General features: G+C 67.1%; 14 protein-coding genes. 5 read left to right on the forward strand and 9 right to left on the reverse strand.

The annotated features are described in order from the left end of the window. Positions 1-162 precede the first annotated feature (162 nt). The 5 genes from betA to speB form a co-directional block, all read right to left on the reverse strand. Positions 163-1851, reverse strand: a complete 1689-nt coding sequence (betA, locus tag ACXAGF_RS16725; RefSeq protein WP_475018505.1) for a choline dehydrogenase — start codon at positions 1849-1851, stop codon at positions 163-165. Positions 1852-1867: 16 nt separating this feature from the next. Then, positions 1868-3331, reverse strand: a complete 1464-nt coding sequence (locus ACXAGF_RS16730; RefSeq protein WP_475018506.1) for a purine-cytosine permease family protein — start codon at positions 3329-3331, stop codon at positions 1868-1870. A gap of 1 nt (position 3332) precedes the next feature. After that, positions 3333-3500: a hypothetical protein gene (locus tag ACXAGF_RS16735; RefSeq protein WP_475018507.1), complete on the reverse strand. Its 168-nt coding sequence runs from the start codon at positions 3498-3500 to the stop codon at positions 3333-3335. Between the two features lie 131 nt (positions 3501-3631). Further along, positions 3632-5140, reverse strand: coding sequence for an aldehyde dehydrogenase family protein (locus tag ACXAGF_RS16740; RefSeq protein ID WP_475018508.1), 1509 nt, complete (start codon positions 5138-5140; stop codon positions 3632-3634). A gap of 58 nt (positions 5141-5198) precedes the next feature. Next, entirely contained in the window at positions 5199-6176 is a 978-nt protein-coding gene (gene speB / locus ACXAGF_RS16745) for an agmatinase (protein ID WP_475018509.1), read from the reverse strand. Positions 6177-6267: 91 nt separating this feature from the next. On the opposite strand from speB, the gene ACXAGF_RS16750 reads away from it, so the two are divergent. Continuing rightward, complete coding sequence (locus tag ACXAGF_RS16750; protein WP_475018510.1) at positions 6268-7200, forward strand: LysR family transcriptional regulator; 933 nt, start codon at positions 6268-6270, stop codon at positions 7198-7200. A gap of 262 nt (positions 7201-7462) precedes the next feature. Beyond that, positions 7463-9250: an SLC13 family permease gene (locus tag ACXAGF_RS16755; RefSeq protein WP_475018511.1), complete on the forward strand. Its 1788-nt coding sequence runs from the start codon at positions 7463-7465 to the stop codon at positions 9248-9250. A 16-nt stretch (positions 9251-9266) separates the two neighbouring features. Here the strand turns inward: ACXAGF_RS16755 and ACXAGF_RS16760 are convergent, their stop codons facing one another. After that, positions 9267-9701: an Lrp/AsnC family transcriptional regulator gene (locus ACXAGF_RS16760; protein WP_475018512.1), complete on the reverse strand. Its 435-nt coding sequence runs from the start codon at positions 9699-9701 to the stop codon at positions 9267-9269. Positions 9702-9827: 126 nt separating this feature from the next. Between ACXAGF_RS16760 and ACXAGF_RS16765 the strand changes: the two genes are divergently transcribed. Then, positions 9828-12878, forward strand: coding sequence for an aminotransferase class III-fold pyridoxal phosphate-dependent enzyme (locus tag ACXAGF_RS16765; RefSeq protein ID WP_475018513.1), 3051 nt, complete (start codon positions 9828-9830; stop codon positions 12876-12878). Positions 12879-12964: 86 nt separating this feature from the next. Next, positions 12965-13972, forward strand: coding sequence for an amino acid ABC transporter substrate-binding protein (locus tag ACXAGF_RS16770; RefSeq protein WP_475018514.1), 1008 nt, complete (start codon positions 12965-12967; stop codon positions 13970-13972). Between the two features lie 362 nt (positions 13973-14334). On the opposite strand, the gene ACXAGF_RS16775 is transcribed toward ACXAGF_RS16770, so the two are convergent. Next, on the reverse strand, positions 14335-15534 hold the full coding sequence (locus ACXAGF_RS16775) for a diaminopropionate ammonia-lyase (protein WP_475018515.1): 1200 nt from the start codon (positions 15532-15534) through the stop codon (positions 14335-14337). A gap of 103 nt (positions 15535-15637) precedes the next feature. Between ACXAGF_RS16775 and ACXAGF_RS16780 the strand changes: the two genes are divergently transcribed. After that, complete coding sequence (locus tag ACXAGF_RS16780; RefSeq protein ID WP_475019331.1) at positions 15638-16114, forward strand: Lrp/AsnC family transcriptional regulator; 477 nt, start codon at positions 15638-15640, stop codon at positions 16112-16114. Between the two features lie 229 nt (positions 16115-16343). Here ACXAGF_RS16780 and ACXAGF_RS16785 read toward each other — a convergent pair whose 3' ends face one another. Both ACXAGF_RS16785 and ACXAGF_RS16790 read right to left on the reverse strand, forming a co-directional pair. After that, positions 16344-16850, reverse strand: a complete 507-nt coding sequence (locus ACXAGF_RS16785) for a thermonuclease family protein (protein WP_475018516.1) — start codon at positions 16848-16850, stop codon at positions 16344-16346. 431 nt (positions 16851-17281) lie between these two features. Next, complete coding sequence (locus ACXAGF_RS16790; protein ID WP_475018517.1) at positions 17282-18307, reverse strand: GlxA family transcriptional regulator; 1026 nt, start codon at positions 18305-18307, stop codon at positions 17282-17284. Between the last annotated feature and the right edge of the window lie 96 nt (positions 18308-18403).

The following is an 18403-nucleotide window of genomic DNA, read 5'->3' on the forward strand; positions in this document are numbered from 1 at the left end:
GGAGGCGGCCACGGCAGCCGCTGGCGGGCGTGGCCGGCGAAACCGGCCACGAAGCTTGAAAGAAGAGCCTCGATGGCCAGAGCCCAATCGTGCCGCGCCTCGGGGTCCTCATGATCCCGGCGCGCGACGACGTAACCGATGCCCCTCGGCATCCCGCCCTCTCTATTGCCGCACGGTGCGCACGGGCCGGTGGCTGCGCTGGGACCGGCCGACGCCCGGCGCGATGCCGACCTCCGCATTGGAGGCTGCGAGCAGCGGCTTGCCGCGCACGATGTCGGAGGCCCGCTCCGCGAGCATGATGGTCGGCGCGTTCAGGTTAGCGTTCGGCTCGGAAGGGAACACGGAGCTGTCGATCACCCGCAGCCCTTGCAGGCCACGTACCTTCAGCGCGCTGTCCACCACCGCCATGGCGTCCTCGCCCATGCGGCAGGTGCCGCAGGGATGGTAGGTGCTTTCCATGGTCTCGCGCACCCAGGCGTCGATCTCGTCATCGCTGCGCACATTCGCCCCGGGCGCGATCTCCGCGCCGCGGAAGCGGTCGAAAGCCGGCTGCGCGATGATCTCACGGGTCAGCCGCAGGCAGCGGCGGAAACCCTCGCGATCCTCCTCACGGTCGAGATAGTTGAAAAGGATGTCCGGCTGCTCGTGCGCCTCGGGCGAGCGCAGGCGCACATGGCCGCGGCTCTTCGGCTTGTTCGGCCCCGTCAGCACCATGAAACCGTGACCGTCGAGCGGCCGCTTGCCGTCATAGCGCATGGCGGCGGGCAGGAAATGGAACTGGATGTCCGGCCATTCGAGCGCAGCGTCGGAGCGGATGAAGCCGCCGCTCTCGAAATGGTTGGAGACCGAAAGCCCCTTCTTGAACAGCAGCCACTCTGCGCCGATCAGGGCGCGGCTCAAGAGCCCCATCTTGCCGTTGAGCGTGATCGGCTCCTTGCAGGCATACTGGATGTAGACCTCGGAATGGTCCTGCAGGTTCTCGCCGACACCCGGCAGGTCGTGCCGGACCTCGACGCCCGCCCGCCGCAACACCGCCGCCGGGCCGATGCCCGAACGCTGCAACAGGTGCGGCGAGCCGATCGGGCCGGAGGAGATCAGCACCTCGCGGTTCGCTTTGGCGACGATGCGCTCGCCGCCGGCATGCTCGTACTCGACGCCGACGGCGCGCATTCCGTCCAGCAGCACGCGTCGTGTCATGGCGTGGGTGACGACCGAAAGATTGGGGCGCCGCATCGCCGGCTTGAGATAGGCATTGGCCGTCGACCAGCGCACGCCATCCTTGACCGTCATGTGCATCGGGCCGAAGCCTTCCTGCATGTGGCCATTCGGGTCCTCGGTGGTGATGTAGCCGGCCTCGCGGCCGGCATCGACGAAGGCCCGGTAGAGCGGGTTCTTCATCCTGTTGCCGGCATTGGTGGCGAGCGGGCCGGCATCGCCGCGATAGGCGTCGCCGCCGTCCTGCCAGGCTTCGGCGCGCTGGAAATAGGGAAGGCAGTTGGCGTAGCGCCAGCCATGTGCGCCGAGTTCCTCCCATTCGTCGAAGTCACGGGCATGGCCGCGCATGTAGACGAGCCCGTTGATCGAGGAGGAGCCGCCGATCACCTTTCCGCGCGGGCAGTGCACTCGTCGGCCGTCGAGACCGGGCTCGGGCAGGGTCATGTATTTCCAGTTGTACTTGGTGCCGTTCATCGGGATCGACAGGGCCGTCGGCATCTGGATGAAGACGGATCTGTCGCTTCCGCCGTATTCCAGCACGAGCACCGTCACGGCCGGGTCCTCCGACAGCCGGTTGGCAAGCACGCAGCCGGCCGAACCGGCCCCGATGATGATGTAGTCGTAGGTCTCAGTCATGACGGTGTTTCCGCTGTTACGGGTAGAGGCCCCAGCCGCGCCCGCGGGCGAACAGCCGGGTCAGCACATAGTGGACCGCGCCGGCCGCAAGGCAGGCGGGCACGGAGGCCGTGAGGTACTTGAAGGCCGGCAGGCTCTCGAGCGTCTGCGGATTGAAGACGAGCACGTAGACGACGAAGCCGACGGCAAGGGCGAGGAGGCCGATCGGGTTGAAGCCCGCCCAGAACCGGTAGGGACCGCCCTGCTGCGGACCGTGCAGGCTGCGCATGTCGAGCTTTTGGCCGCGCAGGAAGAAGTAGTCGGTAATGCCGATGCCGGCGAGCGCGGAGTTGAGCGCCGAGGTCCAGACCAGGAAGATGAAGAACCCGTCGTACATCTGCGGGTAGAAGATGACGAGCCCGAGCGGGATGACGCAGAACAGGAACAGAATCGCGCCCCAGGAGATGGCCCGGACCGAAGCCGTGCCCACCTGGCGGAGGCCGACGATGGAGGTGTAAAGGATGTTGGCCATGGAGGTCATGTTCGCGAAGGCGACAAAGACGAGCGCGACGATGCCGATGATCGGGCCTGCGATCTTGGTCATCCAGATCGTCGGGTCGCTGTCGCCGAGCGCGACCGCCGCCAGCAGGCCGACGATCTCGCCCAGCACGGCCGCGCCGAAGATGCCGAGGATGTTTGGCCAGAAGGCGGTTCGCTCGTTCTTGGTGAGGCGCGCCAGATTGCCGATATAGGGCCACCAGGAGAAGCCGGCGGCGAGGTTGACCTCGACGGCGACGATGAAGTTCAGGGTGCTGTCCTCGAAGGGCGGATCGAGCGCCGGCAGTGCCAGCAGTTCGGCAAAGGAGCGCTGGCCGAGGATGAGATAGAGCATCGCCATCATCAGGATCACCAGCGCTGGCGACACGATCTTGTTGAAGAACTTTATCGAGGTCGGCCCCCTGGCAACGATCAGCCAGGTAAGGAGGATCGCGCCGACGGCGGCGATGATCATCTTGATCCCCGTCGGGCTGGCCGCTTCGCCGGTGCTGAGCGCCGTGAGCCCGTCGATCGAACGGCCGAACATCATCGCAAGCACCGCGAGCCAGCCCATGGTGAGCACCACGACGGCCAGCACGTAGACGACGCGGCTGCCGTTGTAGCCGAACTGGCTGCGCAGCGCGACGAACTGCTCGATGCCGTAGCGTCCGGACAGCGGCGTGGTTGCAAGCGCCGTCAGCACGACGCCGACGATGTTGCCGATGACGATCGCGGCGATGCCCTCCTTCGGCCCGACGAACAGGCCGACCGCGCCGCCGATGAGGAAGGCCCAGGTGGCAATGGCGAGGGCGGAATTGGCGTAGGTGAACTCCCAGAAGCCCCAGAGCCGTTCGGATGGCAGGAGCGGTGCATCCCCGCGCTCCGCCGCGGCGCGGTTGCGGTTCGCCTCGTCCCGTTCGGTTGCGGCGCCGGACAGCCCGCCGCTGGCGACGTGATCGGTCATCTCACGCCCCCCAAATGGCAAAGGCCACGACCAGCACGAGCGTCAGCGCGGCCAGGCCGGCATAGTCGATGGCGGTCATCGTGCCCTCGAAGCGGTGCCCCGCCTCGATGTCCTCATAGATGCGGGCGCGGCGCGCCAGTTCGTTCTGCCAGGCGGTGTCGTTTTCCATTGTCGTTCCCCTATCGCGTCCGCGCCTTCAGGCGTCTTTGTGCGATGCGATGCGGCCCCATCAGCCGCCGTTCTTGCGAACCGGCCGCCCATGGACGACGGCCGGGCAACGCCTCGATGCAGATCGGCCGCTCAGGGCAAGGTGATCCACACGGCCTTGGTCTCCATCAGGTGGTCGAGCTGCTCCGGGCCAAGGTCCTTGCCGAAGCCGGAGGCCTTGAACCCTCCGAACGGCATGGACGGGTCGATCGTGCTGTGCGCGTTGACGTAGATCGAGCCCGCGTGCAGGCGCGGGATGAGCGTGTGCACGCGCGACAGGTCATTGGAATAGATCGCGGCAGCGAGGCCGAAGGGGGTATCGTTGGCCAGCGCCACCGCGTCGTCGAGGTCGTCGAAGGCGGCGGTCACCAGCACGGGACCGAAGATCTCCTCGCGCACGATCGTCATCTCCGGCTTGCAGTGCGCGAAGATGGCCGGTTCGAGGAAGTGGCCCGGCCGGTCGGGGCTGCGGCCGCCATAGATCAACTCGGCGCCCTGGCGGCGGCCGGCCTCGACATAGGCGGAGACGACCTTCTTCTGCTGCGCCGAGACCAGCGGGCCGATGTAGCAGTCGCGGTCGAGGCCCGGCGCGATCGTCAGCCCGCGGGTGACGTCGACCAGTTCGTCGAGAAAGGCGTCATGCACCGACCGCTGGACATAGACGCGGGTGCCGGCGTCGCAGACCTGGCCGGAATTGAAGAACACGCCGTTCGCCACCGCGCGGGCGGCGCTTGCGAGGTCGGCGTCGGCCAGCACCAGCACCGGCGACTTGCCGCCAAGTTCCAGCGTGACGTGCTTGAGGTTGCCGGCCGCCGTGCGGCCGACCTCCTGCCCGACGGGCGTCGAGCCGGTGAAGGTCACCTTGTCGATGCCGGGATGGGCGGACATGGCGGCGCCGATCACGCTGCCGCGGCCGGTCACGACATTGACCACGCCGTCCGGAATGCCGGCCTCCTGGACCAGTTCGGCAAAGCGCAGGGTCGAGAGCGAGGTCAGCTCGGCCGGCTTGACGATGATGGTGCAGCCGACGGCCAGCGCTGCCGCGAGCTTCCAGGCCATGGTCTGCAGCGGAAAGTTCCACGGCACGATGGCGGCGACCACGCCGAGCGGCTCCTTGCGCGTATAGGCAAGATAGTGTCCGGGGATGGACGGCTCGACCGTGCGCCCGTGCAGCTTGGAAGCCCACCCGGCGAAATAGCGCAACGTGTCGACCGTGCCCTGGATGTCGATCTCCCGGGCGAAGGTCACGGACTTGCCCATGTCGATCGCCTCGATCTCGGCCAGCTCATCGCCATGCGCCTCGATCAGGTCGGCCAGGCGGTGCAGCAGGCGCTCGCGCTCGAGCGGCTTGAGGCGGCGCCAGGCACCGCCGTCGAACTGGCGGCGCGCGGCGCGGACGGCCCGCTCCAGATCGTCCGTGGTGCCCGAGGGGGCGCGGGTGATCCGCCCCCCGGTCGAGGGTTCGAAGATGTCGAAGGTCGCGCCGTCGGCGCTATCGGTCCAGGCGCCGTCGACGAACATCTTCTGGGACTTGGCCAGAAACCGCCGCGTCGCGTCGCTGACGCCATAGTGATCCAGATACTTGCGGACGCTTTCGTCCATGCCATTCCTCCTCGCCAGCCGGTCGCAGTCGATGCGCCGGCGCTGCCGGGTTGCTCGGTCAGCGTTGTCTCGCCCTTGCATGCATGACGCGGCCAATGAGGTTCATCAGGACCTGCGCCGCCAGAACCGACGTGCCGCCGGTATGGTCGTAGTCCGGCGCGACCTCGACCAGGTCGATGCCGACGACGGTGCCGCGCTCGGCCAGGGCCGCCAGGATCTCCAGCACCTCGTAGTAGATGAATCCGCCATGCGACGGCGTGCCCGTGCCCGGTGCGATCGACGGGTCGAAGCCGTCGATGTCGATGGTCACGTAGTAGCGCGCCCCTGCCGGAACGCGCCCGACCACGGCTTCCGGCCCGAGCGCCCGGATCTGCCGCACCGACAGGATGTCGGAACCCATCGCGCGGGCGGCCTCGTAGCCTTCCTTGGCCGTGGAGGAGACGTTGCGGATACCGAGCTGCGACAGGCCGCTGACATAGGGCTTTTCCGCCGCGCGGCGCATGGGGTTGCCGTGGCCGAAACGCACGCCATGGCGCTCGTCGACAAAATCGAGATGGGCGTCGATCTGCACGATGTGGATCGGGCCGCTGGCCGCACAGTCCTCGGCAAAGGCGTTGACGCAGGGGATGTTGACGGAATGGTCGCCGCCGAGCACCACCGGCAGCGCGCCCGCCGCCAGGATCTTGCGCACGCCGAGCTCGATGTTGGCATGGCTCTTGACCGTGTCGGTGTGCACGATGTCGGCGTCGCCGATATCGACGATCGAGACCGCGCCGCTCGGCAGGTACGTGATGTCGTCCTCATGATCGTAAGCGCCGCCGTGGCCGAAGGAAAACAGCGTCGAGGCCTCGCGGATCGCGCGCGGCCCGAAGCGGGCACCGGCGCGCCACTGCGTGCCGCAGTCGAAGGGGGCGCCGAGGATCGCGACGTCGGCGTCGATGGCATCCCAGTCGGGCTGATAGGGATATTTGCCGAAGGTGCAGATGCCGACGAACGGCAGGTTCAGACGTCCTGTTTCATAAGAATTGCTGGCCATGTCACCCCTCCGCAGGCGATGGGATTGTGGCAAAGCCCGATATATTTAAAAGCATCTATGATTGGATGTTCACTTGTGCATTAATCAATGAATGATCAACAAGGTCCGCAATCGTGTCCTCAACCTCTCGCTCGGCGATGCCGAACTGAGGCTGCTGCGCGTCTTCGCCTCCGTGGTGCAGCAGGGTGGATTTTCGGCCGCGCAATCGGCGCTCGGCATGACGCAGGCAACGATTTCCACCCATATGCGCCATCTGGAGGAGCGGCTGGGCCTGCGCCTGTGCAGCCGCGGGCGCGGCGGCTTCCAGCTGACCGACGAGGGACGGATTGTCTATGACGCGGCACTCGATCTGTTCGGGTCGCTGGAGACATTCCAGAGTCGCATCGGTGAGGCGTCAGGTGAACTCTCCGGCAATCTCAGTTTCGGCACCGTCGACGCCATGATCACCAACCGCGATCTCGACCTGCAGGGCGCGCTCGCCGCCTTCCACGCGACCGCGCCGCGGGTGCATCTGGAGATCGACGTCGCCGCACCGCAGGTGCTACATCAGGGGCTGCTGAACGGTTCCTACCAGATCGTGCTGATGCCTTCGGTGGGCGGCGTCACGCCGCAACTCCGCAGCCAGCCGGTTTTTTCCGAAATGCAGAAACTCTACTGTGCCGAGGGCCACCCCCTCTTTTCCCGGCCCGACGCGGAACTCACGGACGCGCTGCTCGCGGCCCAACCCTTCGCCGGCCGCACCTACATGCTCGACGAGACGATCTGCGGCGTGAGGTTTGCGTGGGCCGCCGCCACGCCGCACATGGAGGGCACGCTGCTGCTCCTCATTTCCGGCGCCTACATCGGTTTTCTGCCCGACCATTACGCCGACGAATGGGTCCGCACCGGCCGCCTGCGGGTGCTCGCGCCGGAGCGGATGCACTTCGAGGACGAGTTCCACATCGCCTACCCGCGCAACCGGCCGTCCCGCGCCGCCGAAACCCTGGCGCGGGCCATCACCGGGAATGTCCGCAGGCCGCCCTGATCTGCCGTCCCGTCCGCCGGCACGCCTGCCCGATGGCCGGGTCCCCCTTGCCCCGACAGCCGGCGTCATGCCCGTCCGTCTGCGCGCGGCGGCCGCATCCCCACCCCTGCGCCCCGCCGCCAGTACTTCCGGGCCGTGCCTATTGAAATATGGTCTCTTCCGGACAAGACTCGCTCCCTGTCGCAACCGCCAGTCGCGCCCGAAACCTTTGGGGCATGGGCGACCGGTGATCGATCGCCCCCGAGACCCTGGATCGTGAAGAATGGACTGGAATTCGATACAGATCGCCATCGTGCTGATCCTCGTGGTCGTCGTCTTCTTCGGCTTCGTCCGCGAACTGCTTCCCCCTGACGTGGTCGCCATGAGCGCCGTGGCCCTTCTGGTCGCGCTCGGGATCCTCGAGACCGACGACGTCTTGAGCGTTTTCAGCAACAGCGCGCCGGTGACGGTCGGGGCGATGTTTGTTCTCAGTGCCGCTCTGGAGCGCACCGGCGTCGTCGACGGGATGGGGCGCGTGGTATCACGCGCGGCGAACTGGTCGCCGCTGGTGGCGCTCGTCACCATGATGGTCGGCGTCATCGTGATGTCGGCATTCATGAACAACACGCCCGTGGTCGTGATCCTCACGCCGGTGGTGATCAGTCTCGCCACCACGTTGAAGCAGCCCGCCTCCAAGTTCCTGATTCCGCTCTCCTTTGCCAGCATCTTCGGCGGCACGACGACGCTCATCGGCACCTCGACCAACATCCTCGTGGACGGCGTCGCGCAGCGGCTGGGAATGGCCGCGTTCGGGATGTTCGAGATAACGGCCGCCGGCACGATCATGGCGGCCGTCGGCGTTGCCTATATGGCGATCGCCGGGCGCTGGCTTCTGCCCGAACGTGACAGCCTGACCGCCTTGCTGCCCAAGTCGGAGGATCGAAAGTTCCTGGCGGAGGTGCTGATCCCGGTCGACTCCAGCCTGGTCGGCAAGACGCTCAGGAACGCCGGCTTCACCGCGGAGCGCGGCTTCAGGGTGGTGGACGTGCTGCGCGGCGACGCGTCCCATCGCTGGGAACTCGACAATCTCGCGCTTGCGGCCGGCGACCGGGTCGTGGTCCGCAGCAAGGTCGGGGACATGCTTGCCCTCCGGGAGGCCAGCGACGTCGCCTTCGGCACCGGCGAGACGCACGCGGTGGAGCCGATCGGAGCCCGCGAGACCGTGGTGATGGAAGGCGTCGTCGGGCCGCAGTCCCGCTTCATCGGCCGCCGCGCCGCCGAGCTCAACCTGAGGCGCCTTTACGGCGCCTACATGCTGGCGATCCATCACCATGGCGAGAATGTCGGCGGCAACTTCAATGACGTCCGCCTGCGGATGGGCGACACCATCCTGCTCGAAGGCCCGGCCGAGAGCATGCGCCGGATGTTCGACTATCGGGAACTGATCAACCTGGTTCAGCCGAGCGAAAAGCCCTTGCGCCGCAGCAAGGCGCCGATTGCCATCGGCGCGGTCGTGCTGGTGATGGGACTGGCCGCGTTCGACGTCCTTCCGATCGTTGCCCTTGCCCTGATGGCGGCGGTGGCGGTCATTGCCTTCGGATGCCTGGAGGCGGAAGAGGCCTATACATCGATCCGGTGGAACATCCTGTTCCTGATCTTCGGCATGCTGGCACTCGGCACGGCCATGGAAAGGACCGGCGCCGCCCTGCTCGTTGTCGAGACCTTTGCCGGCCTGGTCGGCACGCTGGGGCCACTCGCCGTGCTGTCGGCCGTCTATCTGATCACCTCGGCGCTGACGGAAGTGATGAGCAACAATGCCGCCGCCATCCTGCTCACGCCGATCGCCGCGGGGCTTGCCAATGCGCTTGGCGTCGACCCCAGGCCGTTCGTGGTGGCGGTGATGTTCGCGGCAAGCGCAAGTTTCGCCACGCCGATCGGCTACCAGACGAACACCTTCGTCTACAATGCCGGCGGCTACCGCTTCGCCGACTTCTTGCGGATCGGCCTGCCGCTGAACGTGCTCATGTGGCTGGCGGCAACCCTGGTGATCCCGATGTTCTGGCCATTGTGACGTCGCAACGCCGCCATCAGCTCCGTTCGATATCGCGGCGGAGCACGATGGACGTGGTCAGGTCATCGACATTGTCCATCGTCGAAACCTCGTTGCGCAGTTCGTTAAGCGCGTCGATCGAGCCGACCTCGACCTCAACCACCAGGTCGAGCTGGCCGCTGACCGAGGAGACCTTGCGCACGGCGGAAAACCCGGCCAGCCGGTCGAGCACGCCGATCGAGGGTGTCCGCTTCAGCGTGACCAGCAGGAAGGCCTGGATCTGCCCGTCGTCGAGCTGGCCGATGTCGGCGCGGTAGCCGCGGATCACGCCCGCCTTTTCCAGCCGGGTCACGCGTTCCGTGGTGGCGCTTCGCGACAGTCCAATCCGCCCCGCGAGCGTTTTCATGGGAATGCGCGCCTCTCGCGAGAGAATGCCGAGGATGGTCCGATCGATCGTGTCCGTAACCTGCATGGTCCCTCCCGGGATATCGCCGACAAGATGACGGTTATTATGAACGGTGTGCCGGCACAACCGGCATGATGCCGGATGCGTCTGGCGGCCGTCCATGCAACTCTTTCATCCGACAAGGGGATTGCCATGGACGACATGCTGAGCACGACACCGGACTTTTCCATCGACGCCGCCGCCGCCCTGCTGGCCGAGCATTATGGGCTTGGCGGCACGCTCTCCCCGCTCGCCAGCGAGCGTGACCAGAATTTCAAGGTGCAGGCGCCCGAGGGAACCTTCATCCTGAAGATCGTCAACGCCGCGGAACCGGAGCGCGAGTGCGACTTCCAGACGGCCCTGCTCGCGCATGCCGCCACCCATGCCGGCGATCTGCCGGTGCCGCGCATCCGTCCGACGCTGGCCGGGGCGAGCCTTGCCGGCACCACGGCCCCGAACGGCGTCCGCCATCGCGCAAGGCTGGTTACCTGGATCGACGGCCAGCCGCTCGCCGAAACGCGCCGCAGCGACGCCGCGCTCGAGGCGCTCGGTCGCCTGCTCGGCCGCTTCGATGCGGCGCTCAAGGGCTTCATCCATGCCGGCGCACTGCGCGATCTCGACTGGGACATCCGCAAGGCCGGGCGGTCCACCGGGCGGCTGCGGCACGTCGCATCCGCCGAGGACCGCGCCCTGCTGGAGCGGTTCCTCGCACGCTTCTCCGTCATCGAGCCAAGCCTTGCGACCCTGCGCGCCGCCGTCATCCACAACGACGCCAATGACTGGAACGTGCTCGTCGACGCCGCCGACCACGACCGCATGTCCGGCCTGATTGACTTCGGCGACGCGCTCCATGCGCCGCTGATCGCGGAAGTCGCGATCGCCGCCGCCTATGCCGGCCTCGACCATCCCAACCCGATCGGCGCGACCGCTGCCATCGTCCGCGGCTTCCACGCGGCATATCCGCTGCTCGAGGAGGAAATCGCCCTCCTTTACGACCTGATCGCGGCCCGGCTGGTCATCTCGGTCACGATGTCCGCTTCGCGCCGCGTCCACACCGAGGACAACCCCTATCTGGCGATCAGCGAACGCCCGGCCTGGGCGCTGCTGCGCAAGCTCGACCGGATGAACCCGCGCCTTGTCACCGCCATCCTGCGCAAGGCCTGCGACCTTCCGGCCGCGCCCGGCGCCCGCGCCGTGAGCGCCTGGATCGCCGAAAACCGAGGGTCGCTCGCCCCCCTGCTCGAGCGGCCCGTCGCCACCTATCCGGCCGCCCTCGTGCCTTTCGGCGATCCGGCCGATCCGATGACGGTGAGGTCGGCGGCCGGGCAGCCGGACGAGGCGCAGGGCGTCTGGGAACGCCATTGCCGCGACAACGGCATCGCGCTCGGCATCGGCCCCTGGGGCGAGGAACGCTCTGTCTATGCCGGCGAGATGTTCGTCTCGCGCTTCGTCGAGAAGCAGCGCCGCACCCGCCATCTCGGCCTCGACGTCTTCATGGCGGCCGGCACGAAGGTCTTCACGCCGCTCGCCGCCACCGTGCTCAGCGTCGAGATCGAAAGGGAGCCGCTCGGCTATGGCTGCCTGATCGCGCTTCGGCACGAACCCGACGGTTGCCCGCCGTTCGTCTCGCTCTGGGGCCATCTGGCCCATGAGGCGATGGCGCGTCTCAGGCCCGGCGATCGGCTGGAGGCCGGCGCGCGCGTCGGCGAGATGGGTGCGCCGGCGGAGAACGGCGGCTGGGCGCCACATCTCCATCTCCAGCTTTCCACCGACACGAACCTCTCGGCCGCCGAAATCCTCGGCGTCGGCGAGCCGCATTACCTGGATGTCTGGGCCGAACTCTTCCCGGACCCCGGCAGCTTCGGCGGCGTCGCGACGGAATTCTACCAGCGGCGGGGTCGCTCGCCCGAGGAGATCGTCAGGTTGCGGCGCGAACTGTTGCTGCCGAACCTCTCCATCTCCTACGACAGGCCGATCAAGTTCGTGCGCGGCGAGGGCGTCTGGCTGATCGATGATGGCGGGCGAGCCTATCTCGACTGCTTCAACAATGTCTGCCACATCGGCCATGCCCACCCGGCGGTGGTGGAGGCGATGGCCAGCCAGGCGGCGACGCTCAACACCAACACCCGCTACCTGCACGACAACGTCGTCGCCTATGCCGAACGTCTGACGGCGACGCTGCCGAAGGAGCTTGCGGTCGCCGCCTTCGTCAACACCGGCTCGGAGGCCAACAGCCTCGCTTTGCGGATGATGCGCGCCCACACCGGCCGCGAGAACGCCATCACCCTCGACTGGTCCTATCACGGCACGACGCAGGAACTGATCGACATCAGCCCCTACAAGTTCCGCCGCAAGGGCGGCCAGGGACGCAAGGCGCATGTCCATGTCGCGGCCCTGCCCGACAGCTACCGCGCACCGGACGACTGGCCCGTCGCCGAGCACGGCAGGCGCTTTGCCGAGAGCGTCGCCGAACTTGTCGCCGCCATGCGCGCGAAGGGCGAGGCGCCGGGCTTCTTCATCGCCGAGTCCATCCCGAGCGTCGCCGGTCAGGTCTTCCTGCCGCAAGGCTATCTCGACGAGGTCTACCGGCTCGTGCGGGCCGCCGGCGGCGTCTGCATCGCGGACGAGGTCCAGGTCGGCTTCGGTCGCGTCGGCAGCCATTGGTGGGCCTTCGAGACGCAGGGCGTGGTGCCCGACATCGTGACCATGGGCAAGCCGATCGGCGGCGGCCATCCGCTCGCCGCCGTGGTGACGACCCGCGAGGTGGCCGGCAGCTTCGACAACGGCATGGAGTACTTCAACACCTTCGGCGGCAATCCGGTGTCCGCCGCCGTCGGCCTTGCCGTGCTCGACGTCATCGAGACGCAGGACCTGCGCGGCAACGCGCTGACCATCGGCAACTATCTGATGGACGCCTTCCGCGACATGCAGGACCGCTATCCGGTGATCGGCGACGTGCGCGGCCTCGGCCTGTTTCTCGGCATCGAGCTGGTGACGGACCGCGCGCGCAAGACGCCCGCGACGGAGATCGCCCGCGCCGTCGCCAATGGCGCCCGCCGCCGGGGGGTGCTGATCGGCACGGAAGGCCCGCACGACAACGTGCTCAAGATGCGCCCGCCGATGATCTTTTCCCGGCGCGACGCCGACCACCTGATCGCCGTGCTCGAGGACACCTTCGCCGACGTCGGCAGAACGCCGGACTAGGGCGAGAGATCACCGCAACGAAGCCTGCCGGCCCGGGAGAGCCGCTCCCCCGGATGGCGCTTGGATCAACCGAGGAGGAGAACCCGATGAAACTGAGAATATTGGCGATCGCCGCAGCAACGCTCGCGGCCGGTACGGCGAACGCCGGCACCCTCGACGTCGTGACGCAGCGCGACGAGGTCCGCTGCGGGGTCAGCCTGGGCGTGCTCGGCTTTTCCGCCCCGGACAAGACCGGTGTCTGGAGCGGCTTCGACGTCGACTTCTGCCGCGCCGTCGCCGCCGCCACGCTCGGCGACCCGGACAAGGTGACCTACGTGCCGCTTTCCACCAAGGACCGTTTCACGGCGCTGCATTCGGGCGAGGTGGATCTGCTCTCGCGCCAGACGACTTGGACGCTCTCGCGCGACACCGATCTCGGCATGAGTTTCGTCGGCGTCAGCTACTATGACGGCCAGGCCTTCATGGTCGACATGGGCGTCGGCGTCGGCAGCATCACGGAAATTTCCGGCGCATCCGTCTGCACCGAGACGGGCACGACGACGGAACAGAACATGGCCGACTATTTCAGCGCCAACCGGATCCAGTACGAGGTCATCGCCTTCGAGACGCCGGACCAGACGGTCCAGGCGTTCAACGCCGGTCGCTGCGACGTCTATTCCACAGATGCTTCGGCGCTCTATGCCCAGCGCCTGACCCTCAACGATCCCGACCGCTTCGTCGTCCTGCCCGAGGTCATCTCCAAGGAGCCGCTGGGCCCGGCCGTGCGTCAGGGGGACGACCAGTGGTTCAAGATCGTGCGCTGGACGTTGTTCGCGCTGATCGAGGCGGAGGAGATGGGGATCACCAGGGAGAACGCGACCTCGCTGCTCGAACGCGGGACCGCCGCCCAGAAGCGCTTCCTTGGCAGCGAGGGCGAGGCCGGCAAGGCCATGGGTCTCGACGCCAGGTGGGCCTATCAGGCAGTTTCCGCCGTCGGCAACTACGGCGAGATCTTCGATCGCCACCTTGGCAAGGACAGCGCGCTGAAGATCGACCGCGGCCTCAACCGCCTGTGGAACGGCGGAGGCCTCATCTACGCCCCGCCGGCACGCTGAGGCCGGCGCCTGAACCGGCAAGGTCGCCGCGCCTGTGCGGCGGCCTTGCCGTCGGCGTCCGATCACCTCCAGCCCGGAGAGCACGCCGTAACATCCGTCGTGAATGCCGCACTTGGCGGCCGAGAGGATGTGCGAACGGGCATCAACGGCGGGCGGTACTGCGTGCCCTGCGGGGGCCAGATGGAGAAAGGATGCCGATGCTGCCGACCGCGGTCCCGAGCCCGGCCGCTGCCAGCCAGGCAACGAACCGGGTGCGGCCTGCGCGCGCTGTCGGACACGGCGGGGCGGGTTCGCCGGCCCGCCCCGATGTCAGAGTTCACGCAAGCGCCCGAGTCGCGGGGCAGCAGCGACGAGAAAGGTCGTCATGCGGCGCCTCGCGAGAGAATCTCGGCCGGCGAGGCGCCGACGAGCTCCCGATAGCGGACACGGTCCGTGGCGCCCTCGGTATTGACCACGAGGATGCGCGACTGCCGATCAAGGGAAAGGGCTACCTTTTTTGCGGGGTCGGCAGCCGCCGCCAGAAACCCTGCCAGCCCGACGCCGCCGCTTTCGCCGGACACGATGGCCGGGTCTCCCGCCGCGGGATGGGCGAGCCGGCGCATCGTCGAGACCGCGTCCTCTTCGTCGACCGTCATGAAGGCATCGGCGGTGCGCGACAGGATGCGCCAGGCGACACGCGACGGCTCGTAGCATTCGAGCATCGCCATGACCGTCGGCTCGTTGTGCGGCACCGTCACAGGGTGGCCGGCCCTAGCCGTCTCAAACAGGCAGGCCGCGCGGGCGGGCTCGACCACAGTGAAGACCGGACGTTCGTCACCCAGCACGATCGAAAGATGCCCGGCGACGGCCGCTGCAATGCCGCCGACGCCGGCCTGGATGAAGACATGGGTCGGCGGCGCCGGGATCTGGCGCAGCGCCTCGCGCACGAGGGCGGTGTACCCCTGCATGACCAGGCCAGGAATACGCTCGTAGCCGGGCCAGGACGTGTCGGAGACAACGGTCCAGCCGCGCGCCTCGGCGGCGCGGGCGGCCTCCCTCACCGAATCGTCGTAGCTGCCCGCCACCCGGATCATCTCGGCCCCGAAGCGGGCTATGGCCGCCACGCGCTCGTCGCTGACGCCGGAATGCACGAAGATTGCCGACCGCGCGCCGACGAGTTGGGCGCCCTGCGCGACCGACCGGCCGTGATTGCCATCGGTGGCGCAGGCGAAGGTCATGCCCTGCGCCACCTGCCTGACATCGGGGGCACGCAGCGCGTCGATATCCACCGCCCTGCCGAGCCGGGCGCAGGCTTCCTCCAGCACGAGTCGGATGACGGCATAGGCGCCCCCCAGCGCCTTGAAGCTGCCGAGCCCGAGCCGCTGCCCCTCATCCTTCACATGAACGGCCCCGACGCCCGCTTCCGCGGCAAGGCCCGGCAAGGACACGAGAGGCGTCTCACCATTGTGGTCGCGATAGCGCAGATGGCGCGCCACGGCCGCGGCTGCCTCGACACCGAGTGTTTCTGCATCGCCGGGTTCGAGGCGCCGGTCATGCTCGGGATGGCCATTGAGGAGAAACATGGAAAACCTTGCTTGCTGTCTGCGCAAAAACATATTGCAGCATTGGCGAAAAAGGCGCTGATATTCCCGGGCGGATTTGCAAGTTTGTTTCGTGGAGCACGCCCTGCCGGCCCCCTTACCCTCGCGGCTTGACGCCTTCGACCGCAAGATCCTCGACATCCTGCAGCGGGACAACACCACGCCGCAAAGGACGATCGGCGAGGCTGTCGGTCTCTCGGCGCCAGCGGTGCAGCGACGCATCAAGCGCATGACGGAGGATGGCGTGATCGCCGCCAATGTCGCCGTGATCGACCCCGCGGCGGTCGGCCAGGCGATCACCATCTTCGTCGAGGTGGAGGTCATCAGCGAGACGGCGGCGCAGATCGAGCAGGCCAAGCGCGAGTTCGCGGCCGAACCGCAGATCCAGCAGTGCTACTACGTTACCGGTGAAGCCGATTTCGTCCTCGTCATCGTCCTGCCCTCGATGGCCGACTACGAAGCCCTCACCCGCCGCCTGTTCTTCGGCAACAACAACGTCAAGCGCTTCCGCACCTTCGTCGCCATGGACCGCATCAAGGTGGGGCTGCGGATCGATATCTAGTCGGCCGGCGGCCAATGACCGTGATGGACGACGGCACGAACCGATGCGTCGGCGGATCACCGGCTCGCCCCGCCCCGCGCCGTGGATCGTTCTTGCCGCCCGCTGCGCTTCCAGATCCCCGTTCAGGGCCGGACGCGGGCCCTTTGCGCGCGGCGATCGGGATTGGGATCGGGATCGGGTGTAAGATCCGCCCTGCTGCAGCGGAGGCATAGGGCGAAGACCGCTGTTGTCAGCCACACCAGGTCTGCTTGTGGCCGATCCAGCGGTGGGCGAGCCCCTCCTCGATCAGCGTCTCGCCGAGCGACTTGCCGTCACGATACACCGTGCGGACCTTGCGGCCGTACTTGTCCTCGTCGCGCAGCGCGCGCGACAGGGCGAACGGACCGTCGTTGAGCAGTACCAGCAGCCTGTGCTTCGCCTGTTCTCCGAGTTCCCGCTCCCGGCTGCATTTCGGGTCGCGAACATCCGGCGTATCGATGTCGGCTACCCGATACTTCGCGCCCTTCAGCCAGAACGAGTTCCCATCGACGACACAACTGGTGCGAACCGCACCGCTGCAGGTGGAGAACGACGCGACGACGTCATCGCTCGGCGCCAGGGGCGACCAGCCATAGCCGACGGCGATCAGCAGGATGCCGGCGAGCCACGGCCACAGCAGCAGTCTGGATGGTCCGACCGATCTGATCCTCGGCTTCAACCGCAGTCTGCGTTGCCCGAACTCGACGGCCCTTGCCATGTCTACTCTCCTCTTCAGCCCACCGGCCGGGGTGCCGTAAAGGGGACCGAGTGCTGTGGCGTTGCCGGGATCAACCGGCCCCGACAGGTCAACCGGAAGAATTGCCGTCATCCGGTCGGAAACCGCCTACAATTCGATCCGCATTGGACCGTATTACACCCCAAGCCCCTGCCGGAATGCAGTCCTGAGGCCCCATCGACACGACAGAGTGTAGAACATCGATCCGGGATGGTTTTGGTTAATCTTTAGACCTGGTTAACCTACGCGGTTAACAACCGTCCGCGGCGCTGCGGATACTGTCAGACGTCGCGCGCGGACAGATCGGATGCGGATTGGGACGAAAAATCGGCGCCAGCGCGCCGGACTGCGCCTGCTAGCCATCCATGCCGCCGCGCTGGCCTGTTTCGGCCAGTTCGCGGGGTCGAAACGTGTCATGCGGCCGCCGGGCACGGACCGGGACGCTGTGCCGGTTCTCTGATCCTGCTGCCCCGGGTTTCCTGAGGCGAACAGCCGAACAGTTCGCGGTAGCATTTCGAAAAATGCGAGGCGGAAACGAAGCCGCAGGCAATGGCGACCTCGATGACCGGTATCATTGTCCGGGACAGCAGCAGTTGTGCCCGTTCGAGGCGAAGCTTCAGATAGTAGCGCGCCGGCGAGCAGCCCAACTGCTTGCGGAACAGCCGTTCGATATGGCGGCGCGAGAGGCCGATGGAAGCGGTCAGCTCCTCGATCTGCATCGGTTCGGTCAGGCTCTGCTCCATCTTCTCGACCAGCGCCATCACGGTGGGATCCTGCGCCCCAACCCGTTGGGCGAATGGCAGGCGTTGCCGCTCGCCGGGATCGCGCACGCGGTCGATCAGGGCGATTTCGCAGACACGGCCGATGACGCGTTCGTCGAACTCACGACCGACGATATGCAGCATCATGTCGAACGCAGCAGCGCCCCCGGCGCAGGTCAGGATCTTGTCGTCGACCTCGTAGATCCTGGTGCTGACATTCGTCGCCCGGAAGCGCTCCACGAAGCTTGGGTAGTTTTCCCAGTGGATGGCGCAGGTCTTTCCCTCGAGCAGCCCGGCGCGGGCCAACACGTGGGCCCCCGTGCACAAGCTTGCGACGGCGACGCCGCGGTTGCGGCATTCGCGCAGCCATGCATCGGCCGCACGGTCAACGGCGCGCTCGATCTGATTGCCGCCACACACGACGGTCACGCCCGGGCGCAGGTGCGTGTTGAGGTGCTGGCGTTCGGCGGCGACCGAGCTGTCGGCTTCGACCGAAAGGCCACAGCTTGCGCGGACCGCGGCGCCATCGGAAGACACCACCCGCCAGGCATAGGCCTCGTGGCCAATGGCCGCGTTTGCCAGCCGCAAGGCCTCCACCGCGGAGGAGAAGGCCAGCATCGTGAAGTCCGGCACAAGATAGAAGGCGAATACGCGTGCTTCGGTGCTGACCATGTTCATGCGATTTCATCCCGCTCTATGTTTGGACCCCGCCGCCGGTCGCCTGGCCGCCGGCAGACCTTGCAAGCCTCAGGCATCTGCCGGCGATGCCGGGTT

It is taken from the genome of Mycoplana sp. ABR4_002 (assembly GCF_056159645.1).

What these genes read in the sequence shown, in the direction of transcription:
- betA (WP_475018505.1), bottom strand. Translation starts at nt 1,851, where the DNA reads ATGACTGAGACCTACGACTACATCATCATCGGGGCCGGTTCGGCCGGC.
- ACXAGF_RS16730 (WP_475018506.1), bottom strand. Translation starts at nt 3,331, where the DNA reads ATGACCGATCACGTCGCCAGCGGCGGGCTGTCCGGCGCCGCAACCGAA.
- ACXAGF_RS16735 (WP_475018507.1), bottom strand. Translation starts at nt 3,500, where the DNA reads ATGGAAAACGACACCGCCTGGCAGAACGAACTGGCGCGCCGCGCCCGC.
- ACXAGF_RS16740 (WP_475018508.1), bottom strand. Translation starts at nt 5,140, where the DNA reads ATGGACGAAAGCGTCCGCAAGTATCTGGATCACTATGGCGTCAGCGAC.
- speB (WP_475018509.1), bottom strand. Translation starts at nt 6,176, where the DNA reads ATGGCCAGCAATTCTTATGAAACAGGACGTCTGAACCTGCCGTTCGTC.
- ACXAGF_RS16750 (WP_475018510.1), top strand. Translation starts at nt 6,268, where the DNA reads ATGATCAACAAGGTCCGCAATCGTGTCCTCAACCTCTCGCTCGGCGAT.
- ACXAGF_RS16755 (WP_475018511.1), top strand. Translation starts at nt 7,463, where the DNA reads ATGGACTGGAATTCGATACAGATCGCCATCGTGCTGATCCTCGTGGTC.
- ACXAGF_RS16760 (WP_475018512.1), bottom strand. Translation starts at nt 9,701, where the DNA reads ATGCAGGTTACGGACACGATCGATCGGACCATCCTCGGCATTCTCTCG.
- ACXAGF_RS16765 (WP_475018513.1), top strand. Translation starts at nt 9,828, where the DNA reads ATGGACGACATGCTGAGCACGACACCGGACTTTTCCATCGACGCCGCC.
- ACXAGF_RS16770 (WP_475018514.1), top strand. Translation starts at nt 12,965, where the DNA reads ATGAAACTGAGAATATTGGCGATCGCCGCAGCAACGCTCGCGGCCGGT.
- ACXAGF_RS16775 (WP_475018515.1), bottom strand. Translation starts at nt 15,534, where the DNA reads ATGTTTCTCCTCAATGGCCATCCCGAGCATGACCGGCGCCTCGAACCC.
- ACXAGF_RS16785 (WP_475018516.1), bottom strand. Translation starts at nt 16,850, where the DNA reads ATGGCAAGGGCCGTCGAGTTCGGGCAACGCAGACTGCGGTTGAAGCCG.
- ACXAGF_RS16790 (WP_475018517.1), bottom strand. Translation starts at nt 18,307, where the DNA reads ATGAACATGGTCAGCACCGAAGCACGCGTATTCGCCTTCTATCTTGTG.